The sequence below is a fragment of the Bacillota bacterium genome (assembly GCA_040757085.1).
Taxonomy (GTDB): Bacteria; Bacillota; Sulfobacillia; order JACIYH01; family JACIYH01; genus JACIYH01.
In genome coordinates, this window is the sequence record JBFLXJ010000009.1 from 56,911 (window position 1) to 79,860 (window position 22,950).

The window sequence follows — 22,950 nt, forward strand, 5'->3', positions numbered from 1 at the left end:
GCCGGTGCATGTGCGCGATCTATTTGACCTGAGCGGTCGGGTGGCCCTGGTGACGGGCGGATCCATGGGCCTGGGGAAGCAGATGGCGCGTGGCCTGGCCGAGGCGGGGGCAGACCTGGTCCTCTGCAGCCGTAAGGACGAGAGGTTGCGGGAAGCCGCCCGGGAACTGGGGGAGCTGGGGGTGCGGGTCCTGCCCCTCCCCGGCGACGTGGGCGATCCCGAGGCAGTGCAGCGGGTGGTGGAGGGGGCACTGGCGGCATTCGGCCATCTGGATATCCTGGTCAATGCGGCGGGTCTGGCCTGGGCAGGGCCACCGGAACGCCTTCCCCTTCCGGACTGGGAGAAGGTCCAGCGCACCAACGTCACCGGGACCTTCCTGATGTGCCAGGCGGTGGGCCGGCACATGATCGAGCGCCGGCGGGGAAGCATCATCAATGTGGCTTCCGTGGCCGGCTTGCTGGGTACCGCGGTCCTGGATGCTATCGCATACAACACCAGCAAGGGAGCGGTGATCGCCTTCACGCGGGACCTGGCGGTGAAGTGGGCCGGCTACGGCGTGCGGGTGAACGCTATCGCCCCCGGCTTCTTTCCCACCCACATGACCGACTGGGTGATACGCAACCGCGGACGGGAGATCACAGCGGCCACCCCTCTGGGGCGCCTGGGTGGGGACGATGACCTCAAGGGGGCGGTGGTGTACCTGGCCTCAGAGGCTTCGGCTTACGTCACCGGCCATGTCCTTGTGGTCGATGGAGGGCTGGTTGCCGGCCGCTAGCCGGGCCACCTGCGCCTCGAGGTGTTCCAGCCGGTGCAGGACGGACGCCAGCGCTTCTGCCACCGGGTCGGGCAGGTCGCCGTGCTCGAGGTCAGGCGTGCGCACGGGTTCTCCCTGCCGCCTGACCACCCTGCCCGGGACTCCCACCACCGTGCAGCCCGGGGGCACCGGTCTTATGACCACGGCCCCGGCTCCGATCTTGCTCCCCTGTCCCACCGTGATGTTACCGAGCACTTTGGCCCCGGCCGAAATCATGACGCCATCCTCCACCGTCGGGTGCCGTTTTCCCTTTTCCTTACCGGTACCTCCCAGGGTCACACCCTGGTACATAGTGACGTCGTCACCCACGACGGCGGTTTCCCCGATAACGGTGCCCATGCCGTGGTCGATGAAAACCCGCCTCCCCAGACGGGCACCGGGGTGGATTTCGATCCCGGTGAGGAAACGGGCCAGGTGGGAGATTAGCCGGGCCACCACGTACATCCGGCGGCAGTAGAACCAGTGGGCAATGCGATGGGCCCAGACGGCATGCAGGCCGGGGTAACACAGCAGTACTTCCAGGAGGTTCTTGGCCGCCGGATCGCGGTCGAAAACGGTCCTCACGTCTTCACGCAGGGTCTGCAGCAGACTCATTTCCCGCGCCTCCCGGTACGCAGACCGGCATTGATCTGGCACGCAGATTCCTGCCTGGTCTGGTACGCAGACTCGAGCCCGAAATGAAGACCCTTCCGCCCAGGGGCGGAAGGGTCTTCCGTGGTCCCACCCTGATTGGATCGTGGTCGACGATCCCACTCGAGGTCCGGCCCCGCGTGATCTCCGCCGAGACCAGGGACGGCGCCGGACCCATCCCTCTAACGGGGGTGACCGGCAACGCCTACTCTGTCGTTCGGCGCTGCAGCTCCCGGGCGCACTTCTCCCGTCCCGTCCCGGGCCGCTTCCACCTCGCCGGCCCTCTCTGGGGGCAGGGAACGGGATACTCCTCCCGTTCATCGCCTTTTCTGCTATTCTAATCGGACTCTGCCTGATGTGTCAACGCTGGCCGGGGGGTGGGTCGTAATGGGCGAAGCGGCGGTAGTAAAGCCGGGAAGCGGCCAGGTAGAGGGCGGCCGTGAACAGGTAAGGTACGTCGTATCCCCACCGGGCCATCATCCATCCCGCGCAGGCACTGCTGGCGGCGCGGGCCAGGCTGTCGGCAACGCGCATCAGGCTGGAGGTGGTGCCACGGAGGTCAGGTTCCATGATCTCCATGGAGAAACTGGTCGCCACCGGGCTCGACATGTTCATCAGCGCGTTGCGGAAGAACATGGCGGCTCCCACCAGCCACAGCCACGGCGGGAGCGCGATCATGAGCAAGAAGGGGATGGACGCTACCTGGGTGAGCACCACCGTCCTCACCCGGCCCAGGCGGGGCACCAGGGCGGGGGCGAGTAGCCCCGCCACTGCGGTGGCGCCGTTGCTCAGCGAGAGGATGAGGCCCACCACGGTGGGGGAAGCACCCAGCTTTTCGGACAGGAACACGTTGAAAAACGGTATCACCAGACCGGCGCCGAAGCCGACGAGCATCCAATAGGCGACGAGACCACGCACTTCGGTGCGCGCGGCCATCGCCAGCAGATCCCCCAGCGCGGCCCCCGGTGCCCGCGGGCGGGGGCGCGTTTCCCGGATCATCAGGGCCGGTATGACACTGGCCAGGGTCAGAAGCGAGAAACCCAGCAGAGACAGCCGGAATGCGGATGCCCCTGCCACATCGGGTACTGCCGGAAGGCTGCGGCAGGCTGCCCGCAGCCACGGTCCCGGGTGGGCCCGCACCAGGTCGGGGAGGGCACCCCCCGCCAGGTTCCCTACCATCATGCCTGCGGTCGTGAGGGCGAACTGGATTCCGAAGAACATCTGTCGGTTGCCCGCCCCGGTATTGTCCGCCAGCAGGGGGGCGCCCACCACCCACTGAGCGGTGCCTGCCAGGCCGACCAGGCAGGAAAACAGGAACATGGCCGAAGGCTGCGGGAAGAGGGCCTGGCCCAGCCATCCTGCCGCCACCAGCAAGGTGGACACCAGGATCACCGGTTTTCTCCCGTAGCGGTCGGAAATCATCCCGGCAGGTAAGGCGCCGACGGCACCGGCGATCATGCGTCCCGAGAGGATCAGCCCGAGGAGTTCTTCGCCGTAGCCCAGGCACATGATATAGAGGCCCTGCGTGGTCATGAAGGCACCCATGGCCACGCTGGCCATGCCGCAGGAGACGAGGAACAGGATGGCGTTGCGTTTCACGGGGGCCGGATTCTACGGCAGGCTAAAGGTTTCCTGCTCTGCCCGTGGCCCCGCAGGGGAATGCGGGCCCTCCCTATCCTCCTTACGGCACCGCCCGGAACGCCTTCCCTGGCCGGCCCTGGCAGTACGGCCGCTCAAGGCCGTCAGATGCAGGCGGGCTGCGCAGGAGGCGCATGCTATTGAGGGTCACCAGTACCGCCGTCCCGCTGTCGCTCAGGACCGCCATCCACAGGTCGAGCCTGCCTAGGGCCAGCAGGACCAGGGCTAGCAGCTTCACCAGCACCGCCAGCATGACGTTCTCCCTGATAACCCGCAGGGTCTTCTGGCCCAGGGAGACGGCGTCGGGCAGACTGTTCAGGTCGTCGCCCATCAGGGCCACGTCGGCCGTCTCCAGGGCAGCCTCCGTGGCCGCTGCTCCCATGGCCACGCCCAGGGAAGCGGCCGCCAGGGCGGCAGTGTCGTTCACCCCGTCGCCCACCATCCCCACCTCGCCGTGGCGGGAACGCAATTCCCGCACGGCCTGCACCTTCTGTTCGGGCAGCAACTCGTGGTGCACGGAATCGAGGGTCAGGTCCTGGGCGACTGCCCGCGCGGGTGCCAGGTGGTCCCCCGTGAGCATGGCCAGATGCCGGATACCCATCCTCTTCAGGCGGACCATCGCCTCCCGGGCGCCGGGACGAATGGTATCGGTCACCGCCAGCGCCCCCACCACTTTGCCGTCGCAACCCACCAGCACCACCGTGTAGCCCTTTGCCTGCTGAGCGGCTGCTTCCCGCGCCAGTTCTTCCGGCACCTTCCAGCCCGCGAACAGGCGCACGTTACCAACCAGGCACTCCTCCCCGCCCAGGTGCGCTCGCGCTCCCAGACCGGGGAAGGCCCGGAAACCCTCCACCGGCGAAGGACTTATTCCCATCTCACGGGCTTCCCTCACCAGCGCCCGGGCAATGGGATGCTCGGAAAGGGACTCCACCGCCGCCGCCAGCGCCAGTACCTCCTCTTCCCGGCGATCCGGCCCGGGTATCACCCGAACCAGGCGTGGCGACCCCAGGGTCAGCGTACCGGTCTTGTCGAAGGCCAGCACTCGCAATCGCCCCAGGGTTTCCAGGTAGGCGCCGCCTTTGATCAGGATTCCCCGGCGGGCAGCGGCGGAGATGGCAGCCACGATAGCGGTGGGCGTGGAGATGACCAGGGCGCAGGGGCAGGACACCAGTAAGAGGGCCAGGGCGCGGTATATCCAGGTGTGCCAGGGAGCACCGGTGAGGAGCGGTACCAGGGCCGTGGCGGCTGCGGCCGCTGTCACCGCGGGAGTGTAGTAACGGGCGAACCTGTCCACCAGGCGCTGGGAAGGAGCGCGCGCCGCCTGCGCCTCCTCAACCAGCCGGATCACGCGGGCCAGGGTGCTGTCCCGAGCGGGACGGCTGACCCGGACTTCCAGGGATCCCTCCCGGTTGATGCTGCCCGCGTACACGCTGTCACCCGGCCCCTTGGGAACGGGGAAGGGTTCCCCCGTGATGGCTGCTTCGTCCAGGGCAGAGCTCCCCGCCACCACCTGGCCGTCGGCAGGAGCCCGGTCACCGGGCCGGAGCAGGAACACATCACCCGGCACCAGATCCTCCGCCGGTACCTCCACTTCGGCACCTCCCCGCCGTACCCGGGCAAGACGGGGGGCGGAATCCAGGAGTGTTTCCAGGGAACGGCGGTTGCGCTCGGATACCAGTTCTTCCAGGCCCTCCCCCAAGGCAAAGAGCAGCATCACCAGGGCCGCTTCTGCCCACTCGCCGATGAAGGGGGCTGCCGCCGCCGCTATGGTCACCAGGGACTCGATGTCGAAGCAGCCCCGTATGATCCCCCGGATGCCGCGTTTGAGGATCGGCCATCCGGAGAGGACGAGGGACAACGCCAGGGTTGCCCGGCCCGCCAAAGCGTGGCCGCGCACCTCGAGCAACCAGCCCACAACGAGCAACCCGGCGGCCAGACCCGCCCGGCACAGCATTAAGGGCCGCTCCCCTTTTTGACAGCCCGGGGTGCATCCGGGGCGATGGTCACCATGGCAGTGGGCCACCTTGCCTGCCCCCGGTCAATCGTGTTCCACGTGGGCCATGCCCTGACTCACTATGGCCGTCACGTGTTCGTCATCCAGGGAATAAAAAACCCTCCTTCCCTGGCGGCGGTACTTGACCAGCCGCAACGCCCGCAACAGGCGGAGGTGATAGGAAACCGCCTGCAGGCTGAGTCCCACCAGGGCCGCCAGGTCGCAAACGCACATTTCTTCCTGGGAGAGGGCGTAGACGATCTTGACCCGGGTGGGGTCGCCCAGGGCGGAAAAGACTTCCGCCAGTTCTTCCATGCGGTGCAACCGCTTGCGCAGCCGGCGCACCCTGGCCGGGTCGTAGGCGAAAACGTCGCAAGTGTCCCGTTCTGCCTCGTGCTGAACTCTCTTTTTGACCGGCATCTCTGCACCTCGCCGACGTGCTGCACGCTCATGCCTCCCGCAGTGGCGGGGAGGACTCCACACTTCCATAACTATTTTAGCATCTCGCAGGCATTATAGGCTCCCGCAAGGGTAACGGTCAAGAGGAGGGGAGGAGGCAGGTATGTTGACTGGGGCGTTCTAGTGTGATAGGTTATGGCGTGTCAGCTTAAGACAGCAGGTGGCCGGTTTGCCCGGCCCTAAGGGCCCTTTGGGACGCCTGCCGAGGCTGAGGGTTGGATGAAAGATGTTGCCGGTATCATGCCGGCATGTGGTCTTTCGTGGGCCCTCGCCCGGTGGCGGGGGTCCACCGGTTTTATCCGGAGATGGGGTATTGCGGGCCGGCATGGCCGCAGTAGCGGTGGCTGGAAGGGGGGAGACGATTGCCGAAGCCGGAGAAAGTGGAGACCGTCGCGCATCTCAAGGAGAAACTGGCCCGGTCCCGGGGAGCGGTACTGGCCGATTACCGGGGACTCGACGTGGCCGGCATGGCCGAACTCCGCAGGCGGTTCCGGGCGGCCGGGGTGGAGTACCGGGTGGTGCGCAACAATCTCCTCCGCCTGGCCGCCCACCAGGTGGGTGTGCCCGACCTGGACCCTTACCTGGAGGGACCGACGGCGGTGGCCTTCGCTTATGAGGACCCGGTGGTGGCAGCCCGGGTGCTGCAGGGGTTCATCCGCGAGTTCAGGCTACCGGTGGTCAAGGGTGCGTGGGTGGAAGGACAGGTCATAGACGCCGAAGGCGTGGCCAGGCTGGCCGAGTTGCCCGCCCGCGAGGTCTTGCTGGCCCGGGTGCTGGGTGGTGTGCAGGCGCCTCTGGCAGGGATGGCGGGGTGCCTGGCCGGGCTCTTGCGCGGGGTGGTTACCGTACTGGATGCCGTGCGGCGCCAAAAGGAGGAAGCCGCAGCGTAACGTACTTCCTTTGAGGAGGGAATGCCATGTCCAAGGTTGAGCAGGTGCTGGAGATCGTCAAGGGGATGACCGTTCTGGAGCTGGCCGAACTGGTGAAGGCCTTCGAGAAGGAATTCGGGGTAAGTGCAGCTGCGCCGGTTGCGGTGGCTGCGCCTGTCGCGGGGCCGGTAGCGGCACCGGCGGCCGCGGCCCCTGAGGAGGAAGAGAAGACCGAGTTCGACGTCATCCTGAAGTCGTATGGCGAGAACAAGCTCCAGGTCATCAAGGTGGTGCGCGAACTCACCGGTCTGGGGCTCAAGGAGGCCAAGGACCTGGTGGACGCTGTCCCCAAGCCCATCAAGGAGAAAGTGAGCAAGGAAGAAGCCGAAGCCGTCAAGAAGAAGCTTACCGACGTGGGAGCCGAAGTCGAGATCAAGTGAGGTGGTGGGTCCGGGACCGGTGCGGGGGAGGCCGAACCGGCCCCGGACCGCCTATTGACGGGGTGCTCGGGCTGTGGTACACTGGCAGGGTGCCACCGCTGCGTTTCCACGGGCGGCCAGGAATAATCCTTACGGTTTGGAGCTAAAATAAGTTGGCAATGGTTATCGCTTGTGAGCACAGCTAGTGTTCGCCCAAAGGCGAAGCCCCGGTGGGCTTTGCTTTTGGCGTTTTTCGTCGGGATCGAGCGGAAAAACCGGATGGGAGCGTGAAAGTGCATGGCCCTGGCCCTGCAGGCGGGTTGCCGGCAAAGGCGCAACTTTGGGCGCATCTCCGAGGTGCTGGAGATCCCCAACCTGATCGAGATCCAGAGGAGATCGTACGACTGGTTTGTTCGCGAAGGGTTGCGTGAACTCCTGCGTGATATCTCGCCCATCCAGGATTTCACGGGCAACCTGGTCCTGGAATTCCTGGATCCCGAGTTGGGGAAGCCCAAGTACACGGTCGAAGAGTGCAAGGAGAGGGATGTCACCTACGCGGCTCCCCTCAAGGTGAAGGTCCGGCTCATCAACAAGGACACGGGCGAAGTTAAGGAGCAGCACGTGTTCATGGGGGATTTCCCCCTCATGACCGAACAGGGGACCTTCATCATCAACGGGGCGGAGCGGGTAGTGGTGAGCCAGTTGGTGCGCTCGCCCGGCGCCTACTTCTCGTCGCAACCGGATCCCGTGTCGGGGGTTACCCTCTACTACGCTACCATCATCCCCAACCGGGGGGCGTGGTTGGAGTTCGAGACCGACTCCTCCGAGGTGGTGTGGGTGCGAGTGGATCGCACCCGCAAGCTGCCGGCTACCGTGCTGCTGCGCGCACTGGGGTATTCGAGTGATAACGACATCCTCGAGCTCTACGGGGACGACCCCCGCATCAAGAACACCCTTGAGCGGGACAGCACCAGGTCTGCCGATGAGGCCCTCATCGAAATATACAAGCGCCTGCGACCCGGTGAGCCTCCGACGGTGGAGTCGGCCCGTACCCTGCTGGATTCATTGTTCTTCGAGTCGCGCCGGTACGACCTCGCCACCGTCGGTCGTTACAAGCTGAACAAGAAGCTTTCCCTGCGGCGGCGCCTGGTGGGCACCCTGGCCGCGGGCAGGGTGATCGATCCCCGCACCGGTGAGGTACTGGCCGAGCCGGGCAGTGTGATCGACCGCCGCCTGGCGGAGAGGATCGACGCCGCCGGCATCTCCCGCCTCAAGGTGCGCCTTCCCGACGGGGAAGTAATACCCGTCCTGGCCAATGGTGCACCAGAGCTGGGGGTGAAGACCGTCACCAAGGAAGACATCGTGGCGGTGGTATCGTACCTCCTCAACCTGTTCCGCGGCCTGGGCTCGGTGGACGACATCGACCACCTGGGGAACCGGCGCCTGCGCTGCGTGGGGGAGCTCTTGCAGAACCAGTTCCGCATCGGGCTGGCCCGCATGGAGCGCGTGGTCAAAGAGCGCATGACCATCCAGGACGTGGAGTCGGTGACCCCGCAGGTGCTCATCAACATCCGCCCCGTGACGGCGGCGGTGCGGGAGTTCTTCGGGTCGAGCCAGTTGTCCCAGTTCATGGACCAGACCAACCCCCTGGCCGAGCTCACCCACAAGCGGCGGTTGTCGGCCCTTGGGCCGGGGGGGCTCTCCCGGGAGCGGGCCGGGTTCGAGGTGCGGGACGTGCACCACTCCCACTACGGCCGCATGTGCCCCATCGAGACCCCTGAAGGCCCCAACATCGGCCTGATCAGCTCCCTGGCCACCTACGCGCGGGTAAATCCCTTCGGGTTCATCGAGGCCCCTTACCGCAAGGTGGATAAGGACCAGGGGCGGGTGACGGACGAGGTGGTGTACCTGAGCGCCGATGAGGAAGACGAGTGCGTCATCGCTCAGGCCAACGCCCCTGTGGATGCTGAGGGCCGCCTGATCGGGCCGCGGGTGGTCGCCCGTTACCGCGGTGACGTGGTGTACGTGCCTCCCACCGAAGTTGATTACATGGATGTGTCGCCCAAGCAGATCGTGTCCGTGGCCACCGCCCTCATCCCCTTCCTGGAGCACGACGACGCCAACCGGGCACTCATGGGGTCCAACATGCAGCGGCAGGCGGTGCCGCTCCTGCGCGCGGAAGCGCCCCTGGTGGGCACGGGGCTGGAGTTCCGGGCTGCCTGCGACTCGGGCGTGGTACTGCTGGCTCCCGAGGACGGGGTGGTGGAGTCGGTCACTGCCACGGAGATCAAGGTGAGGTACGATTCCGGGCGGACGGTCACCCACCGGCTCATGAAGTTCGCCCGCTCCAACCAGGGTACCTGTATGAACCAGCGCCCGGTGGTGGTGAAGGGCCAGCGGGTGCGCAAGAGGGACGTCCTCGCCGACGGGCCCTCCACCGACATGGGGGAACTGGCTCTGGGCAGGAACGTCCTGGTGGCATTCATGCCCTGGGAAGGATACAACTACGAGGACGCCATCCTGATCTCGGAGGAACTGGTGCAGGATGACGTCTACACTTCCATCCACATCGAGGAGTACGAGTGCGACGCCCGGGATACCAAGCTGGGGCCGGAAGAGATTACCCGGGAAATCCCCAACGTGGGTGAGGATGTGCTCAAGGACCTGGACGAAAGGGGCATCATCCGCATCGGGGCAGAGGTGCGGCCGGGTGATATTCTGGTAGGCAAGGTGACCCCCAAGGGCGAGACCGAACTCACGGCGGAGGAGCGGCTGCTGCGGGCCATATTCGGGGAGAAGGCCCGGGAAGTGCGGGATACCTCCCTGCGGGTTCCCCACGGTGAGTCCGGTGTGGTGGTGGATGTCAAGGTGTTCTCGCGGGAGAGGGGAGACGAACTCCCTCCCGGAGTGAATCAACTGGTGCGGGTCTACGTGGCCCAGAAGCGTAAGATCTCGGTGGGCGACAAGATGGCGGGGCGGCATGGAAATAAGGGCGTTATCGCCCGCATCCTGCCCCGGGAAGACATGCCGTTCTTGCCCGACGGAACGCCGGTACAGATCGTGCTTAACCCCCTCGGGGTACCTTCCCGTATGAACCTGGGGCAGATCCTGGAGACTCACCTGGGCTGGGCGGCGCGGGCTCTGGGCCTGCACGTGGCCTCCCCCGTCTTCGACGGTGCCCGGGAAGAGGAGATCCTGGACCTGCTCGAGCAGGCGGGTCTGCCCCGCTCAGGTAAGATTACGCTGCGCGATGGACGGACGGGTCAGCCTTTTGACCAGGACGTCTGTGTCGGCTACCTGTACATGATGAAGCTGGCCCACCTGGTGGATGACAAGATCCATGCCCGCTCTACCGGCCCGTACTCCCTGGTTACCCAGCAGCCCCTGGGCGGTAAGGCCCAGTTCGGCGGGCAGCGGTTCGGAGAGATGGAAGTGTGGGCCCTGGAAGCCTACGGCGCCGCCTACACCCTCCAGGAATTGCTCACCGTCAAGTCGGACGACGTGCTGGGTCGCGTGCGCACCTACGAGGCCATCGTGAAGGGTGAGAACGTGCCCGAGCCCGGCGTGCCGGAGTCCTTCAAGGTGCTCATCAAGGAACTGCAGAGCCTGGCCCTGGACGTGCGGGTGCTGGATGAGGAAGGGCGGGAGATCGAGCTCAAGGAAGTGGAGGATGAGGTGGAGGCTCGCCCGGCGGCCCGGCGCCTGGAGCGTGAGCTAGCGGGACCGGCGGCGGAGGCAGGCGAGCTGGGGGAAGAGACGGTGTACGCCGAGGCGGATGAAGAGCTGCGGGAGGCCGAACCCCTGGAGGCTGAGGCCTTCGATGAGGTGCCGGCTTCTCTGGCCTCCGCCGGACGCGTGGTAGCCTCGGGTGGTGACGGCGGTCACCCCGAGAGCCTGGAGGAACTGCGCGCGGCGGAGGACGAGGACGAAATGGACGAGGAATGACGCGAAGGGAGCGAGCGCGTTGCTGGACGTGAACTTCTTCGATTCCATCCGCATCGGGCTGGCCTCTCCTGACCAGATCCGGGCCTGGTCTCGGGGCGAGGTGAAGAAACCCGAGACCATCAACTACCGCACGCTCAAGCCAGAGCGGGACGGGTTGTTTTGCGAGCGCATCTTCGGCCCCACCCGCGACTGGGAGTGCCACTGCGGCAAGTACAAGCGGGTTCGGTACAAGGGCGTGATTTGCGATCGCTGCGGCGTGGAGGTGACCAGGGCCAAGGTGCGCCGCGAGCGCATGGGCCACATCGAACTGGCCGCTCCGGTATCGCACATCTGGTACTTTAAGGGTATCCCCAGCCGCATGGGACTGCTTCTGGACATTTCCCCGCGGGCGCTCGAGAAGGTGCTTTATTTTGCCGCCTACATCGTCACCGATCCCGGCACCACGCCCCTTCTGGAGAAGCAGCTCCTCACGGAAGCCGAGTACCGGGAAGCGCGGGAAAAATACGGGCACAACTTCGAGGCCCGCATGGGAGCGGAGGCCATCAAGAAGCTGCTGGAGCAGATCGACCTGGACGAACTGGCAGCCGAGCTGCGGCAGGAAGTGGCCACCGCTACCGGGCAGCGCAAGGTGCGGGCCATCCGTCGCCTGGAGGTGGTGGAGGCATTCCGCAAGTCTGGCAACCGCCCCGAGTGGATGATCCTGGAGGCGATACCCGTCATCCCGCCGGAACTTCGCCCCATGGTGCAACTGGACGGCGGGCGCTTTGCCACCTCCGACCTCAACGATCTCTACCGGCGGGTGATCAACCGGAACAACCGCTTGAAGAGGCTGCTGGACCTGGGGGCTCCCGACATCATCGTGCGCAACGAGAAGCGCATGTTGCAGGAAGCGGTGGATGCCCTCATCGACAACGGCCGGCGGGGGCGGCCGGTCACCGGTCCCGGCAACCGTCCCCTCAAGTCCCTCTCGGACATGCTCAAGGGCAAGCAGGGGCGGTTCCGCCAGAACCTGCTGGGCAAGCGGGTGGACTACTCAGGTCGTTCCGTGATTGTAGTGGGCCCGCGCCTTAAGCTGTACCAGTGCGGGTTGCCCAAGGAAATGGCTCTTGAGCTGTTCAAGCCCTTCGTGATGAAGAGGCTGGTGAAAGACGGACTCGCTCACAACATCAAGAGCGCCAAGCGCATGGTGGAGCGGGCACGGCCGGAAGTGTGGGACGTGCTTGAGGATATCATCAAAGAGCACCCGGTGCTCCTCAACCGGGCCCCTACCCTCCACCGGCTAGGCATCCAGGCTTTCGAGCCGGTGCTGGTGGAAGGGCGGGCAATCCAGATCCACCCCCTGGTGTGCACGGCTTACAACGCCGACTTCGACGGCGACCAGATGGCGGTGCACGTGCCCCTTTCCGCGGAGGCCCAGGCCGAGGCCCGCATCCTCATGCTGTCGGTGAACAACCTGCTCAACCCCAAGGATGGGTCTCCGGTGGTCACCCCCACCCAGGACATGGTCTTGGGGTCGTACTGGCTTACCCTGGAAAGAGAAGGGGACAAGGGCGAGGGCCGGGTGTTCGCCTCGGTGGAAGAAGCCATCATGGCCCACGAACTGGGATACCTGGGGCTGCATGCCCGCATCCAGGTGCGCATCGGCGGCCAGCGGGTTTCCACCACCCTCGGGCGGCTTCTCTTCTGCGAGAAGTTGCCCAAGGAGATGCGGCCCCGCTATTACGACCGGGTGATAGACCGCAAGGTGCTGGGTGAAATCGTGGCCGAGTGCTACCAGCAGTACGGCAACACCCGCACCGCCGAGGTGCTGGACGGCATCAAGGACCTGGCCTTTTCCGCTGCCACCCGGGCCGGCATCACCATCGCCGTCGGTGACGTGACGATGCCGCCCAACAAGGCGGAACTCCTCGAAGAGGGCCAGCGCGAGGTGGATAAGGTAGAGGAGCAGTATCGCCGGGGCCTCATATCAGACGGGGAGCGCTATCACAAGGTCATCGACATCTGGGAGCGCACCAAGGATAAGGTGACGCAGGCTCAGCTTGATAACATGGATAAGTTCAACCCTGTGTTTATGATGGCCCACTCCGGCGCCCGCGGCAACGTGCAGCAGATGTCCCAGCTCGGCGGCATGCGTGGGGTGATGGTTGACCCCACCGGTCGGGTCATCGAGGTCCCCGTGCGGTCTTCCTTCCGCGAGGGACTGACCGTGCTGGAGTACTTCACTTCCACGCACGGGGCCCGCAAGGGACTGGCCGACACCGCCCTGCGCACGGCGGACTCCGGATATCTCACCAGGCGCCTGGTGGATGTGTCCCAGGACGTGATCGTGCGCGAAGAAGATTGTGGAACCGAGGACGGCATCCTGATCGACGTGCCCGCAGGGGAACCCCTGGAGAGCGTGCGTGCTCGCGTGGTTGGGCGCTGCGCCCTGGAGGACATCGTCCACCCCGGGACGGGTGAGGTGCTGGTGCGGGCGAACCAGGAGATCAGGGAAGCGGATTTCGCCCGCCTGGCGGAGGCCGGTATCACCGCGGTCAAGATCCGCTCCGTGCTCACGTGCAAGACTCGCCACGGCGTGTGCGTGCGGTGTTACGGGCGCAACCTGGCCACCGGATTCCTGGTGGAGCCCGGCGAGGCGGTGGGCATCATTGCTGCTCAGTCCATCGGTGAGCCCGGCACCCAGCTCACCATGCGCACCTTCCACATCGGTGGAGTGGCGGCCGAGGATATCACCCAGGGTCTGCCCCGTGTGGAGGAACTGTTCGAGGCACGGCGGCCCAAAGGGCAGGCGCTCATCGCTGAGGTAGGCGGCACGGTGCGCATCAGTGAAGGCAAGAACCGGCGGGAAGTGGAGGTCGTGTCCGGGGACGGGGAAGTGCTGGCCACCTACAGCATCCCCTACGGTAGCCGCCTGAAGGTGCAGAACGGTGATCGGGTGGAGCCCGGGGACGAGCTGACGGAGGGCTCCATCAATCCTCACGACCTGCTGCGGGTCAAGGGCCTGCGCGCAGTGGAGCAGTACCTGCTTTCCGAGGTACAGCGGGTTTACCGCATGCAGGGGGTGGACATCAACGACAAGCACATCGAGATCATCATCCGGCAGATGCTGCGTCGCGTGCGGGTAGAAGACCCGGGCGACACCGACCTCCTGCACGGCCAGTTCGTGGACATCTGGGAGTTCGAGGCCGAGAACGCGCGCGTGCTGGAGGAAGGCGGCCAGCCCGCCGTGGCCAGGCCCGTATTGCTGGGCATCACCAAGGCCTCCCTGGCTACCGACTCCTTCCTGGCGGCAGCTTCTTTCCAGGAGACTACGCGGGTCCTCACCGAAGCCGCTATCAAGGGCAAGCAGGATCCTCTCATCGGGCTGAAGGAGAATGTGATCATAGGGAAGCTCATCCCGGCGGGCACGGGCATGACCCGTTACCGCCGCCTGGAGGTGGTCAAGCTGGCCCAGCCTCCCGTGTTGCCTCAGGAACAGGCTGCTGAGGCCTGGGCTCCGGAAGAGGGGGAGGCCGATTGGGTGGAAGAACTTGAAGCGGAAGGCGAAGCCGGCTCGGATTGACACTCCGGTAGGTCGGTGCTAAAATCACAAAGTGTGCTCCAGGAGGGTTAGGGCTTGAGCCTGGACGATTTGAAGGCGGCCCGGAGGCGCACGGTGGGTACCAGGCAGACCCTGCGGGCCGTGGAAAAAGGAAATGTGGTGTGTGTATTCGTGGCCAGGGATGCCGAAGAACGCGTGGTGTCTGACCTGGTCAGGATGTGTCAGGATAAGGGCACCCCGGTGGAGTGGGTCGATTCCATGGCCCTCCTGGGGAAGGCATGTGGAATACAGGTGGGGGCGGCTTCTGCTGCCATCCTGAGGTAGGAAGAAGGTGATGGAGTGCCCACGTTCAATCAACTGGTGAGGTTGGGGAGGCAAACTCCCCGGCGTAAGTCCAAGTCGCCTGCCCTGCAGGGGAATCCCCAGAAGCGGGGCGTGTGCACACGTGTAGGCACGGTGACTCCCAAGAAACCCAACTCCGCCCTCCGCAAGATCGCCCGCGTGCGGCTTTCCAACGGGGTGGAGGTAACCGCTTATATCCCCGGCATCGGTCACAACCTGCAGGAGCACTCGGTGGTGCTGGTGCGGGGAGGCCGTGTCAAGGACCTGCCCGGCGTGCGCTATCACATCATCCGAGGCACTCTCGATGCCGCCGGGGTGCAAAAGCGCATGCAGGGTCGCTCCAAGTACGGGGCCAAGCGGCCCAAGAAGTAGGGGGAGGGAGCAGCATGCCCAGACGAGGAAGTGTACCACGACGGGCTGTGGCCCCTGACCCGGTGTACGGGAGCGAAATGGTCGCTCGTCTCATCAACAAGGTGATGTGGGACGGCAAGAAATCCCTGGCCGAGAGCATCGTGTACCGGGCCTTCGACATCGTGGCCAAGAAGTCGGGTCGGGATCCCCTGGATGTGTTCGAACAGGCGCTCAAGAACGCCATGCCCACCCTGGAGGTGCGGCCGCGCCGGGTTGGCGGTGCCACCTACCAGGTTCCCATCGAGGTTAGGCCGGAGCGACGCGTGTCACTGGGCATGCGCTGGCTGGTGCAGTACGCCAGGGAGCGCAACGAGCGCACCATGGTGGAGCGCCTGGCGGGGGAGATCCTGGATGCCGCCGCAGGTCAGGGAGGGGCTGTGAAGAAGAGGGAAGACACGCACCGCATGGCCGAGGCCAACCGTGCCTTCGCCCACTACCGCTGGTAGCGGATAAGGGGGACGGATCCGCAGACGCGCTGCGGTGTGATGACGAACAGAAAGGGGGGATGGAGATGCCCAGGGAATATCCGCTGGAAAAGACGCGCAACATTGGAATAGCAGCTCACATCGACGCCGGTAAGACCACCACCACCGAGCGCATCCTGTTCTACACCGGCAGGGTGCACCGCATGGGCGAGGTGGACGAAGGGTCCGCCACCATGGACTGGATGGTGCAGGAACAGGAGCGGGGCATCACCATCACCTCCGCAGCCACTACCTGCTTCTGGAAGGGCCACCGCATAAATATCATAGACACGCCCGGCCACGTGGATTTCACCGTGGAAGTCGAGCGTTCGCTGCGGGTACTGGACGGGGTAATCGCCATCTTCTGCGCCAAGGGAGGAGTGGAGCCCCAGTCGGAAACGGTGTGGCGGCAGGCCGACCGCTATGGGGTGCCGCGCATCGCTTACGTCAACAAGATGGACACCGTGGGGGCCGACTTCTTCCGGGTGGTGGAAGAAATTCGCACCCGCCTGGGGGCGCACCCGGTGCCCGTGCAGGTGCCCATCGGGGTAGAGGATAGCTTCCAGGGCGTGGTTGACCTGATCACGGAAGAGGCTATCGTGTACGTGGACGAGTTGGGAACCCAGAGCGAGGTGACGACGGTTCCTCCCGAACTCGCCGAGCAGGTGAGCACCTGGCGGGAGAAGCTGCTGGAGGCTTGCTGTGACTTCGATGAAGAGATTCTCGCCCGCTACCTGGAGGGAGAACCGGTAGCACCGGACCAGATCAGGGGGGCTTTACGGCGCGGTACCCTGGCGAACCGGATAGTGCCCGTCCTGTGCGGGGCCTCTTACCGGAACAAGGGCGTGCAACCCCTGCTGGACGCGGTCGTGTACTATCTGCCCTCCCCTCTGGATGTCCCGGCCGTACGTGGTGTCAATCCCCACACCGGTGAAGAGGAAGAGCGTGCGGTCAGTGATGATGCTCCCCTCTGTGCCCTGGCGTTCAAGGTGATGGCCGACCCCCACGTGGGTAAGCTCACGTTCCTGCGCATATACTCGGGCACCCTGAGCGCGGGCTCCTACGTGTACAACGCCACCCGGGGTGTCAAGGAGCGAGTGGGCCGGGTGCTGTACATGCACGCCAATCACCGGGAGGATGCGCGCCTGGCCTATGCGGGGGACATTGCCGCGGCCGTGGGACTGAAGGAGACCGGCACGGGAGACACCCTCTGCCCGGAAGAGCATCCCCTGGTGCTGGAACCCATGACCTTTCCCGAGCCCGTCATCTCGGTGGCCATCGAGCCCCGTACCCGGGCCGACCAGGACCGCCTGGGGATGTCCCTGGCCCGGCTATCCGAGGAGGATCCCACCTTCCGGGTGCGGGTCGACCCCGAGACAGGTCAGACCCTCATCTCGGGCATGGGCGAGTTGCACCTGGAGATAATCGTGGACCGCCTCCTGCGGGAGTTCAAGGTAGAGGCCAACGTGGGCCGTCCCCAGGTGGCGTACAAGGAGAGCATCACCGCCGCCGCCGAGGCGGAAGGGAAGTGGATCAAGCAAACCGGAGGTCGGGGCCAGTACGGGCACGTGTGGCTGCGGCTGGAGCCCCTGGCCCGCGGGGCGGGTTTCGTCTTCGAGGATCGCATCGTGGGCGGCGTGGTGCCGCGGGAGTTCATCCCGGCGGTGGAGGCGGGCGTGCGGGAAGCCATGGCCAGCGGCGTGCTGGCCGGCTACCCGGTGATCGACGTGCGGGTGACCCTGTTCGATGGGTCCTACCACGAGGTTGATTCATCCGAGGTGGCGTTCAAGCTGGCGGCGGCGCAGGCTTTCCGCTCCGCGGCGGAAAAGGCTGCCCCCGTCCTGCTGGAGCCGGTGATGAGGGTGGAGGTGGTGGTCCCAGAGGCGTACATGGGGGATGTAATGGGAGACCTGTCGGCCCGCAGGGGCCACATCGAGGGTTTGGAGTCCCGGGGTAACGTGCAGGTGATCCGGGGAACGGTCCCGCTGGCGGAGATGTTCGGTTACGCTACAGACCTGAGGTCCCTCACCCAGGGCAGGGGAACGTACACCATGCAGTTCGACTCCTACCAACCTGTTCCTGCCCAGGTGCTGGAGGGCATACTGGCGCGGTCAGGATACCGCAGCCGAGTGTAAAGGGGGAAGATATCTTTGGGTAAGAAGAAGTTCGAACGCACCAAGCCCCACGTGAACGTGGGGACCATCGGGCACATCGACCACGGCAAGACCACACTCACTGCAGCCATCACCAAGGTGCTCTCCCAGAACGGCCTGGCAGATTATGTGCCCTTCGAGATGATCGATAAGGCGCCGGAGGAGAAGGCCCGCGGCATCACCATCAACACCGCCCACGTGGAATACGAGACGCCCAAGCGGCACTATGCCCACGTGGACTGCCCGGGCCACGCCGACTACATCAAGAACATGATCACCGGTGCCGCCCAGATGGACGGGGCCATCCTGGTGGTTTCCGCCCCGGATGGGCCCATGCCCCAGACCAGGGAACACGTCCTGCTGGCCCGCCAGGTGGAGGTTCCCTCCATGGTCGTGTTCCTCAACAAGGTGGACATGGTGGATGACCCCGAGATCCTCGAGTTGTCCGAGCTGGAAGTAAGGGAGGTACTCAGCAAGTACAATTTCCCCGGCGACGATACCCCGGTGGTCAAGGGGTCGGCACTCAGGGCGCTCGAGTGCGGGTGCGGCAAGCGGGAATGCCAGTGGTGCGGCAAGATCTGGGAGCTTATGGATGCGGTTGATGAGTTCATCCCGACCCCCGTGCGCGAGGTCGACAAGCCCTTCCTCATGCCGGTGGAGGACGTGTTCTCCATCACCGGACGCGGCACTGTGGCCACGGGCCGGGTCGAGCGGGGCAGGATCAAGGTGGGCGACGAGGTGGAAATTGTTGGCTTTGCCGACCGGCCGCGCAAGACGGTGGCCACCGGTGTAGAGATGTTCCGCAAGACCCTGGACGAGGCTGTGGCCGGCGACAACATCGGGGTGCTGCTGCGGGGTATTGACAAGGACGAGGTAGAGCGTGGCCACGTGTTGGCCAAGCCCGGCTCCATCAAGCCGCACACCCGTTTCTCGGCCGAAGTGTACGTGCTCACCAAGGAGGAAGGTGGCCGCCACACCCCCTTCTTCCCCGGATACCGGCCCCAGTTCTACTTCCGCACCACCGATGTGACCGGCACCATCAAGCTCCCCGAGGGTGTGGAGATGGTCATGCCCGGAGACAACATCAACATGGAAGTGGAACTCATCACCCCCATCGCCATCGAGAGCGGGCTGCGCTTCGCGATCCGTGAGGGTGGACGCACGGTGGGGGCCGGAGTAGTGACGGGCATCCACGAGTGAGGAGGGGCGGCATGCCCGGTCAGAAGATACGCATCAAGCTACGGGCTTTCGATCACAAGATACTGGACCAGTCGGCGGAACGCATCGTGGACACGGCGCGGCGGACGGGGGCCAGGGTTTCTGGCCCCATCCCCCTGCCCACCGAGCGCAAGGTGTTTACCGTGCTGGTGGCTCCCAACGGGGAAAAGGATCATCGGGAACAGTTCGAGATGCGCACCCACAGGCGCCTCATCGATATCCTGGAACCCAACCAGCGCACGGTGGACGCCCTCATGCGCCTGGATCTCCCCGCCGGCGTAGACATCGAGATCAGGCAGTAGGCGGGGGTGGTGATGGTGAAGGGGATCCTGGGCAGGAAGCTGGGTATGACCCAGGTGTTCGACGACGCCGGCCGGGCGGTGCCCGTGACCGTGGTGAAAGCCGGGCCGTGCGTGGTGGTGCAAAGGCGCACTCCCGCTAAAGATGGGTACAGTGCCGTGCAGCTGGGGTTCGACGAAGTGAAGGAAGGCCGCCTCAACCGGCCCCGCCGGGGACACCTGGCGCGGGCGGGGGTGCGACCGGTGCGCGTGCTGCGGGAAATCCGGGTGGAAGATCCCGATTCCTACCGGGTCGGCCAGGAACTGAAGGTGGACATGTTCAAGCCCGGTGACCGGGTGGACGTGACCGGCATCAGCAAGGGAAAGGGGTTTGCGGGCGGCGTCAAGCGCTGGGGGTTTGCCCGCGGACCCATGGCCCACGGCTCCAAGTACCATCGCAGCCCGGGTAGCCTGGCCACCGGCGGGCGCATGTCGGGCGGGGGCGGGCGGGTATTCCCGGGGCGTAAAATGCCCGGGCACCTGGGCGCCGAGAGGGTAACGGTACAGAACCTGCGCGTGGAACGCGTCGATCCCGAGCACGACCTGCTGCTTTTGCGGGGGGCGGTGCCGGGGCCCCGTGGGGGCCTGGTGATCGTACGCAGCGCCATCAAGGGGTAGGATCGACCATGCCACAGGTACCAGTCGTGAATCCCGACGGGCAACAGGTAGGAGAAATGGAGGTGGCCGAGCGTGTCTTCGGCCAGGAGCCGAACGAGCACCTGATGCACAGTGCGGTGGTGGCCCACCTGGCCCGGAGCCGGGTGGGAACGGCATCCACGCTCACCCGGGCCGAGGTCTCCGGTGGCGGGCGTAAGCCCTGGCGGCAAAAGGGTACCGGCCGGGCACGCCACGGCAGCATCAGGTCTCCCCTCTGGAGAAAGGGAGGCGTGGTGTTCGGCCCCAAGCCCCGTGATTACGGGTTCTCTATCCCGGTAAAGGCGCGCCGGCAAGCCCTGCGCAGTGCCCTCTCCGTCCGGGCGCGGCAGGGAGCCATCAAGGTGGTGCAGGGACTCGTGCTGGAAGCGCCCAGGACGCGGATGCTGGCTGGGATCCTGGAGAAGCTGGGGGCGACCCGCTCCACCCTGATCGTGACTGCTACCCGGGACCGCAATCTGGAGCTCTCGGCGCGCAACATCCCCGGGGTGGACACGGCCCTGGCTCACGAACTGCACGCGTACCAGGTGCTCGATCACGATCTGCTCCTGTTTACCCCGGAGGCGATGGCCCGGGTGGAGGAGGTCCTATCGTGACGGACGTCCACGACGTCATCATCCGTCCCATAATCTCGGAGAAATCCAATGCCCTCATGGGTCAGGGTAAGTATACCTTCGTGGTGCACCCTCGCGCCACCAAGGTACAGATCCGGCAGGCGGTAGAAGAGCTGTTCCGGGTAAAGGTGCGTTCGGTGAACACGTGCCGCTATCGGGGCAAGCCCCGCCGCTTCGGTGTACACCGGGGCCGGACTCCGGCCTGGAAGAAGGCTGTGGTCACCCTGGCTCCGGGGGAGAAGATCCAGTTCTTCGAGGGCATGTAGGAATGGAGGTCTGGGTTCATGCCCGTCAGGGGCTTTAAACCTACCTCGCCTGGACGCCGGCAGATGACGGTGCTGGCGTTCGACGAGATCACGAAGAAGGAACCGGAAAAATCCTTGCTCAGGCGCCTGGTGAGGAAGGCGGGGCGCAACTTCCAGGGGCGCATCACGGTGCGCCACCGGGGTGGAGGGCACAAGCGCTTTTACCGGGTGGTTGACTTCCGCCGGGACAAAGAGGGCGTGCCCGCCCGGGTGGCGGCCATCGAGTACGATCCCAACCGGTCTGCCCACATCGCCCTCCTGCACTACGCCGATGGCGAGAAGCGGTATGTGCTGGCTCCCGTCGGCCTCAAGGTGGGCGACCGGGTGGAAGCGGGCCCGGGGGCCGACATCAAGCCCGGCAACACCCTGCCCCTGGCCAACATCCCGGTGGGAACGGTGGTACACAACATCGAACTGGCCCCCGGCAAGGGCGGCCAGGTGGCGCGAGCGGCGGGGGCCGCGGCTCAGGTGATGGCCAAGGAGGGTGGATTTGCCCTGTTGCGGCTGCCCTCGGGTGAGCAGCGCCTGTTCCCCCTGCAATGTCGGGCCACGGTGGGCCAGGTGGGCAACCTGGATCATGAGAACGTGTCGCTTGGCAAGGCAGGTCGCAAGCGCTGGTTGGGTATCCGTCCCACCACCCGCGGTTCGGTGATGAACCCGGTAGACCACCCCCACGGGGGCGGAGAGGGTAAGGCTCCCATAGGGCACCCCGGTCCCCTTACCCCCTGGGGCAAGCCCACCCTTGGCTACAAGACGCGCAAGAAGAACAAGCCGTCTGACCGGCTGATCGTGAAGCGGCGCCGCGGTTAGGAGGAAGAGGATGGGCCGTTCGCGCAAGAAAGGTCCCTACGTGGACCAGAAACTCCTGGAAAAGATAGTGGCGCTCAACAAGAAGGTGGAGAAGCGGGTGATCAAGACCTGGGCCCGAGCCTGCACCATCGTGCCCGAGATGGTGGGGCACACCATCGCCGTGTACGACGGGCGCAAGCACGTGCCGGTGTACATCACCGAGGAGATGGTGGGGCACAAGCTGGGTGAGTTTGCGCCCACCCGAATCTTCCGCGGCCACGGCGCTCACACCGAGCGCTCCACGGCCCTGAAGTGAGGGGAAGAGGGATGGCGAAGAAGACGGCAAAAGCGGAATCGGCCCGGGCTTCGGCGCGTTTCGTGCGGCTTTCCCCCACTAAAGTGAACCTGGTGCTCAAGCTGGTGCGGGGTAAGCCGGTGGATGAAGCGCTTTCCATCCTGCGTTTCTCCCCGCGCCGGGCGGCCCGCACGGTGGCCAAGGTCCTGCTCTCAGCGGTGGCCAACGCGGAGAACAACTTCGATATGGACCGGCACCGCCTGTACGTGGCCGAGGCCCAGGTGGGGCCCGGTCCCATCCTGAAGCGGTGGCACCCCCGGATGCGGGGTCAGGCGTTCCCCATCCTCCGGCGCACCTGTCACATCACCATGGTGGTGCGGGAACGGGAGGGCGATTGATGGGTCAGAAGGTACATCCCAAGGTATTCCGCATAGGAATCAACAAGGACTGGGACTCGCGCTGGATCGTCCCCAGGAAGCAGTTCGCGGACGTCCTCCACGAGGACCACGAGATCCGTAAGTTCATCAAGGAAAAGCTGTACGCAGCCGGCATATCCCGGGTGGAAATCGAGCGGGCGGCCAACCGGCTACGCATCACCATCCACACCGGTAAGCCCGGGCTGGTCATCGGCCAGGGCGGAACCCGGGTGGAGGAGTTGCGCAAGCAACTGGAGGCTTTGACGGGGAAGCACGTGTCCATCAACATCGCGGAAGTTAAGGTGGCCGACCTGGACGCCCAACTGGTGGCGGAGAACATCGCTTCCCAGCTGGAAAAGCGCATCTCCCACCGGCGGGCCATGAAATCGGCCATCGCGCGGGCCATGCGGGCAGGCGCCAAAGGGGTCAGGATCATCGTCTCCGGGCGTATCGCGGGTGCGGAGATCGCCCGGCGGGAACGGGCCAGCGAGGGGAAGGTGCCGCTGGGGACGCTGCGCGCCGACATCGACTACGGGTTCGCGGAGGCGCGCACCACGTACGGCCAGATCGGGGTCAAGGTGTGGGTCTATAAAGGCGAGATCCTCCCCGACCGCCGCCGGCCCGCAGAGAGGGGGGCCTAGCC

At 65.5% G+C, this 22,950-nt stretch carries 22 protein-coding genes and 1 other annotated feature; of the genes, 18 read left to right on the plus strand and 4 right to left on the minus strand.

What is annotated here, in order from left to right; translation table 11 throughout:
- Window positions 1–4: 4 nt before the first annotated feature.
- Window positions 5–775, plus strand: coding sequence for an SDR family oxidoreductase (locus AB1446_03380; protein MEW6545940.1), 771 nt, complete (start codon window positions 5–7; stop codon window positions 773–775).
- Here the strand turns inward: AB1446_03380 and cysE are convergent.
- From cysE to AB1446_03400, 4 genes are all read right to left on the minus strand, one after another.
- Entirely contained in the window at window positions 707–1,450 is a 744-nt protein-coding gene (cysE, locus tag AB1446_03385) for a serine O-acetyltransferase (GenBank protein ID MEW6545941.1), read from the minus strand. The genes AB1446_03380 and cysE overlap by 69 nt on opposite strands.
- A 56-nt stretch (window positions 1,451–1,506) precedes the next feature.
- Window positions 1,507–1,774 (minus strand) — a binding site (T-box leader).
- A gap of 30 nt (window positions 1,775–1,804) precedes the next feature.
- Complete coding sequence (locus AB1446_03390) at window positions 1,805–3,043, minus strand: MFS transporter (protein ID MEW6545942.1); 1,239 nt, start codon at window positions 3,041–3,043, stop codon at window positions 1,805–1,807.
- A gap of 82 nt (window positions 3,044–3,125) precedes the next feature.
- Window positions 3,126–5,036, minus strand: coding sequence for a cation-translocating P-type ATPase (locus AB1446_03395; GenBank protein ID MEW6545943.1), 1,911 nt, complete (start codon window positions 5,034–5,036; stop codon window positions 3,126–3,128).
- 84 nt (window positions 5,037–5,120) lie between these two features.
- Complete coding sequence (locus AB1446_03400; GenBank protein MEW6545944.1) at window positions 5,121–5,495, minus strand: metalloregulator ArsR/SmtB family transcription factor; 375 nt, start codon at window positions 5,493–5,495, stop codon at window positions 5,121–5,123.
- A gap of 401 nt (window positions 5,496–5,896) precedes the next feature.
- Here AB1446_03400 and rplJ point away from each other — a divergent pair, with 401 nt between their 5' ends.
- The 17 genes from rplJ (at window position 5,897) to rpsC (ending at window position 22,948) form a co-directional block, all read left to right on the plus strand.
- Window positions 5,897–6,424, plus strand: coding sequence for a 50S ribosomal protein L10 (gene rplJ / locus AB1446_03405; GenBank protein ID MEW6545945.1), 528 nt, complete (start codon window positions 5,897–5,899; stop codon window positions 6,422–6,424).
- Window positions 6,425–6,450: 26 nt separating this feature from the next.
- Window positions 6,451–6,843, plus strand: coding sequence for a 50S ribosomal protein L7/L12 (rplL, locus tag AB1446_03410; protein MEW6545946.1), 393 nt, complete (start codon window positions 6,451–6,453; stop codon window positions 6,841–6,843).
- Window positions 6,844–7,119: 276 nt separating this feature from the next.
- Entirely contained in the window at window positions 7,120–10,767 is a 3,648-nt protein-coding gene (gene rpoB, locus AB1446_03415; GenBank protein ID MEW6545947.1) for a DNA-directed RNA polymerase subunit beta, read from the plus strand.
- A 19-nt stretch (window positions 10,768–10,786) separates the two neighbouring features.
- Complete coding sequence (rpoC, locus tag AB1446_03420; protein ID MEW6545948.1) at window positions 10,787–14,329, plus strand: DNA-directed RNA polymerase subunit beta'; 3,543 nt, start codon at window positions 10,787–10,789, stop codon at window positions 14,327–14,329.
- A gap of 54 nt (window positions 14,330–14,383) precedes the next feature.
- The gene (locus tag AB1446_03425) at window positions 14,384–14,632 is read left to right on the plus strand and encodes a ribosomal L7Ae/L30e/S12e/Gadd45 family protein (GenBank protein MEW6545949.1); all 249 of its coding nucleotides are present in this window, start codon (window positions 14,384–14,386) and stop codon (window positions 14,630–14,632) included.
- Window positions 14,633–14,647: 15 nt separating this feature from the next.
- Window positions 14,648–15,022, plus strand: coding sequence for a 30S ribosomal protein S12 (rpsL, locus tag AB1446_03430; GenBank protein ID MEW6545950.1), 375 nt, complete (start codon window positions 14,648–14,650; stop codon window positions 15,020–15,022).
- Window positions 15,023–15,036: 14 nt separating this feature from the next.
- Window positions 15,037–15,507, plus strand: coding sequence for a 30S ribosomal protein S7 (rpsG, locus tag AB1446_03435; GenBank protein MEW6545951.1), 471 nt, complete (start codon window positions 15,037–15,039; stop codon window positions 15,505–15,507).
- A gap of 65 nt (window positions 15,508–15,572) precedes the next feature.
- Window positions 15,573–17,660, plus strand: a complete 2,088-nt coding sequence (fusA, locus tag AB1446_03440) for an elongation factor G (protein ID MEW6545952.1) — start codon at window positions 15,573–15,575, stop codon at window positions 17,658–17,660.
- 15 nt (window positions 17,661–17,675) lie between these two features.
- On the plus strand, window positions 17,676–18,878 hold the full coding sequence (gene tuf, locus AB1446_03445; GenBank protein ID MEW6545953.1) for an elongation factor Tu: 1,203 nt from the start codon (window positions 17,676–17,678) through the stop codon (window positions 18,876–18,878).
- 11 nt (window positions 18,879–18,889) lie between these two features.
- The gene (gene rpsJ, locus AB1446_03450; protein ID MEW6545954.1) at window positions 18,890–19,198 is read left to right on the plus strand and encodes a 30S ribosomal protein S10; all 309 of its coding nucleotides are present in this window, start codon (window positions 18,890–18,892) and stop codon (window positions 19,196–19,198) included.
- Window positions 19,199–19,210: 12 nt separating this feature from the next.
- A complete protein-coding gene (gene rplC / locus AB1446_03455) occupies window positions 19,211–19,852 on the plus strand; it encodes a 50S ribosomal protein L3 (GenBank protein ID MEW6545955.1) in 642 nt (213 codons plus the stop codon).
- 8 nt (window positions 19,853–19,860) lie between these two features.
- Window positions 19,861–20,484: a 50S ribosomal protein L4 gene (rplD, locus tag AB1446_03460; GenBank protein MEW6545956.1), complete on the plus strand. Its 624-nt coding sequence runs from the start codon at window positions 19,861–19,863 to the stop codon at window positions 20,482–20,484.
- Window positions 20,481–20,768, plus strand: coding sequence for a 50S ribosomal protein L23 (gene rplW, locus AB1446_03465; GenBank protein ID MEW6545957.1), 288 nt, complete (start codon window positions 20,481–20,483; stop codon window positions 20,766–20,768). The genes rplD and rplW overlap by 4 nt, the downstream gene beginning before the upstream one ends.
- An 18-nt stretch (window positions 20,769–20,786) precedes the next feature.
- On the plus strand, window positions 20,787–21,617 hold the full coding sequence (rplB, locus tag AB1446_03470) for a 50S ribosomal protein L2 (GenBank protein ID MEW6545958.1): 831 nt from the start codon (window positions 20,787–20,789) through the stop codon (window positions 21,615–21,617).
- A gap of 10 nt (window positions 21,618–21,627) precedes the next feature.
- The gene (gene rpsS, locus AB1446_03475) at window positions 21,628–21,912 is read left to right on the plus strand and encodes a 30S ribosomal protein S19 (GenBank protein ID MEW6545959.1); all 285 of its coding nucleotides are present in this window, start codon (window positions 21,628–21,630) and stop codon (window positions 21,910–21,912) included.
- 11 nt (window positions 21,913–21,923) lie between these two features.
- Window positions 21,924–22,289, plus strand: a complete 366-nt coding sequence (gene rplV / locus AB1446_03480) for a 50S ribosomal protein L22 (protein MEW6545960.1) — start codon at window positions 21,924–21,926, stop codon at window positions 22,287–22,289.
- Window positions 22,289–22,948: a 30S ribosomal protein S3 gene (gene rpsC / locus AB1446_03485; protein ID MEW6545961.1), complete on the plus strand. Its 660-nt coding sequence runs from the start codon at window positions 22,289–22,291 to the stop codon at window positions 22,946–22,948. Before rplV ends, rpsC begins: the two co-directional genes overlap by 1 nt.
- Window positions 22,949–22,950 lie beyond the last annotated feature (2 nt).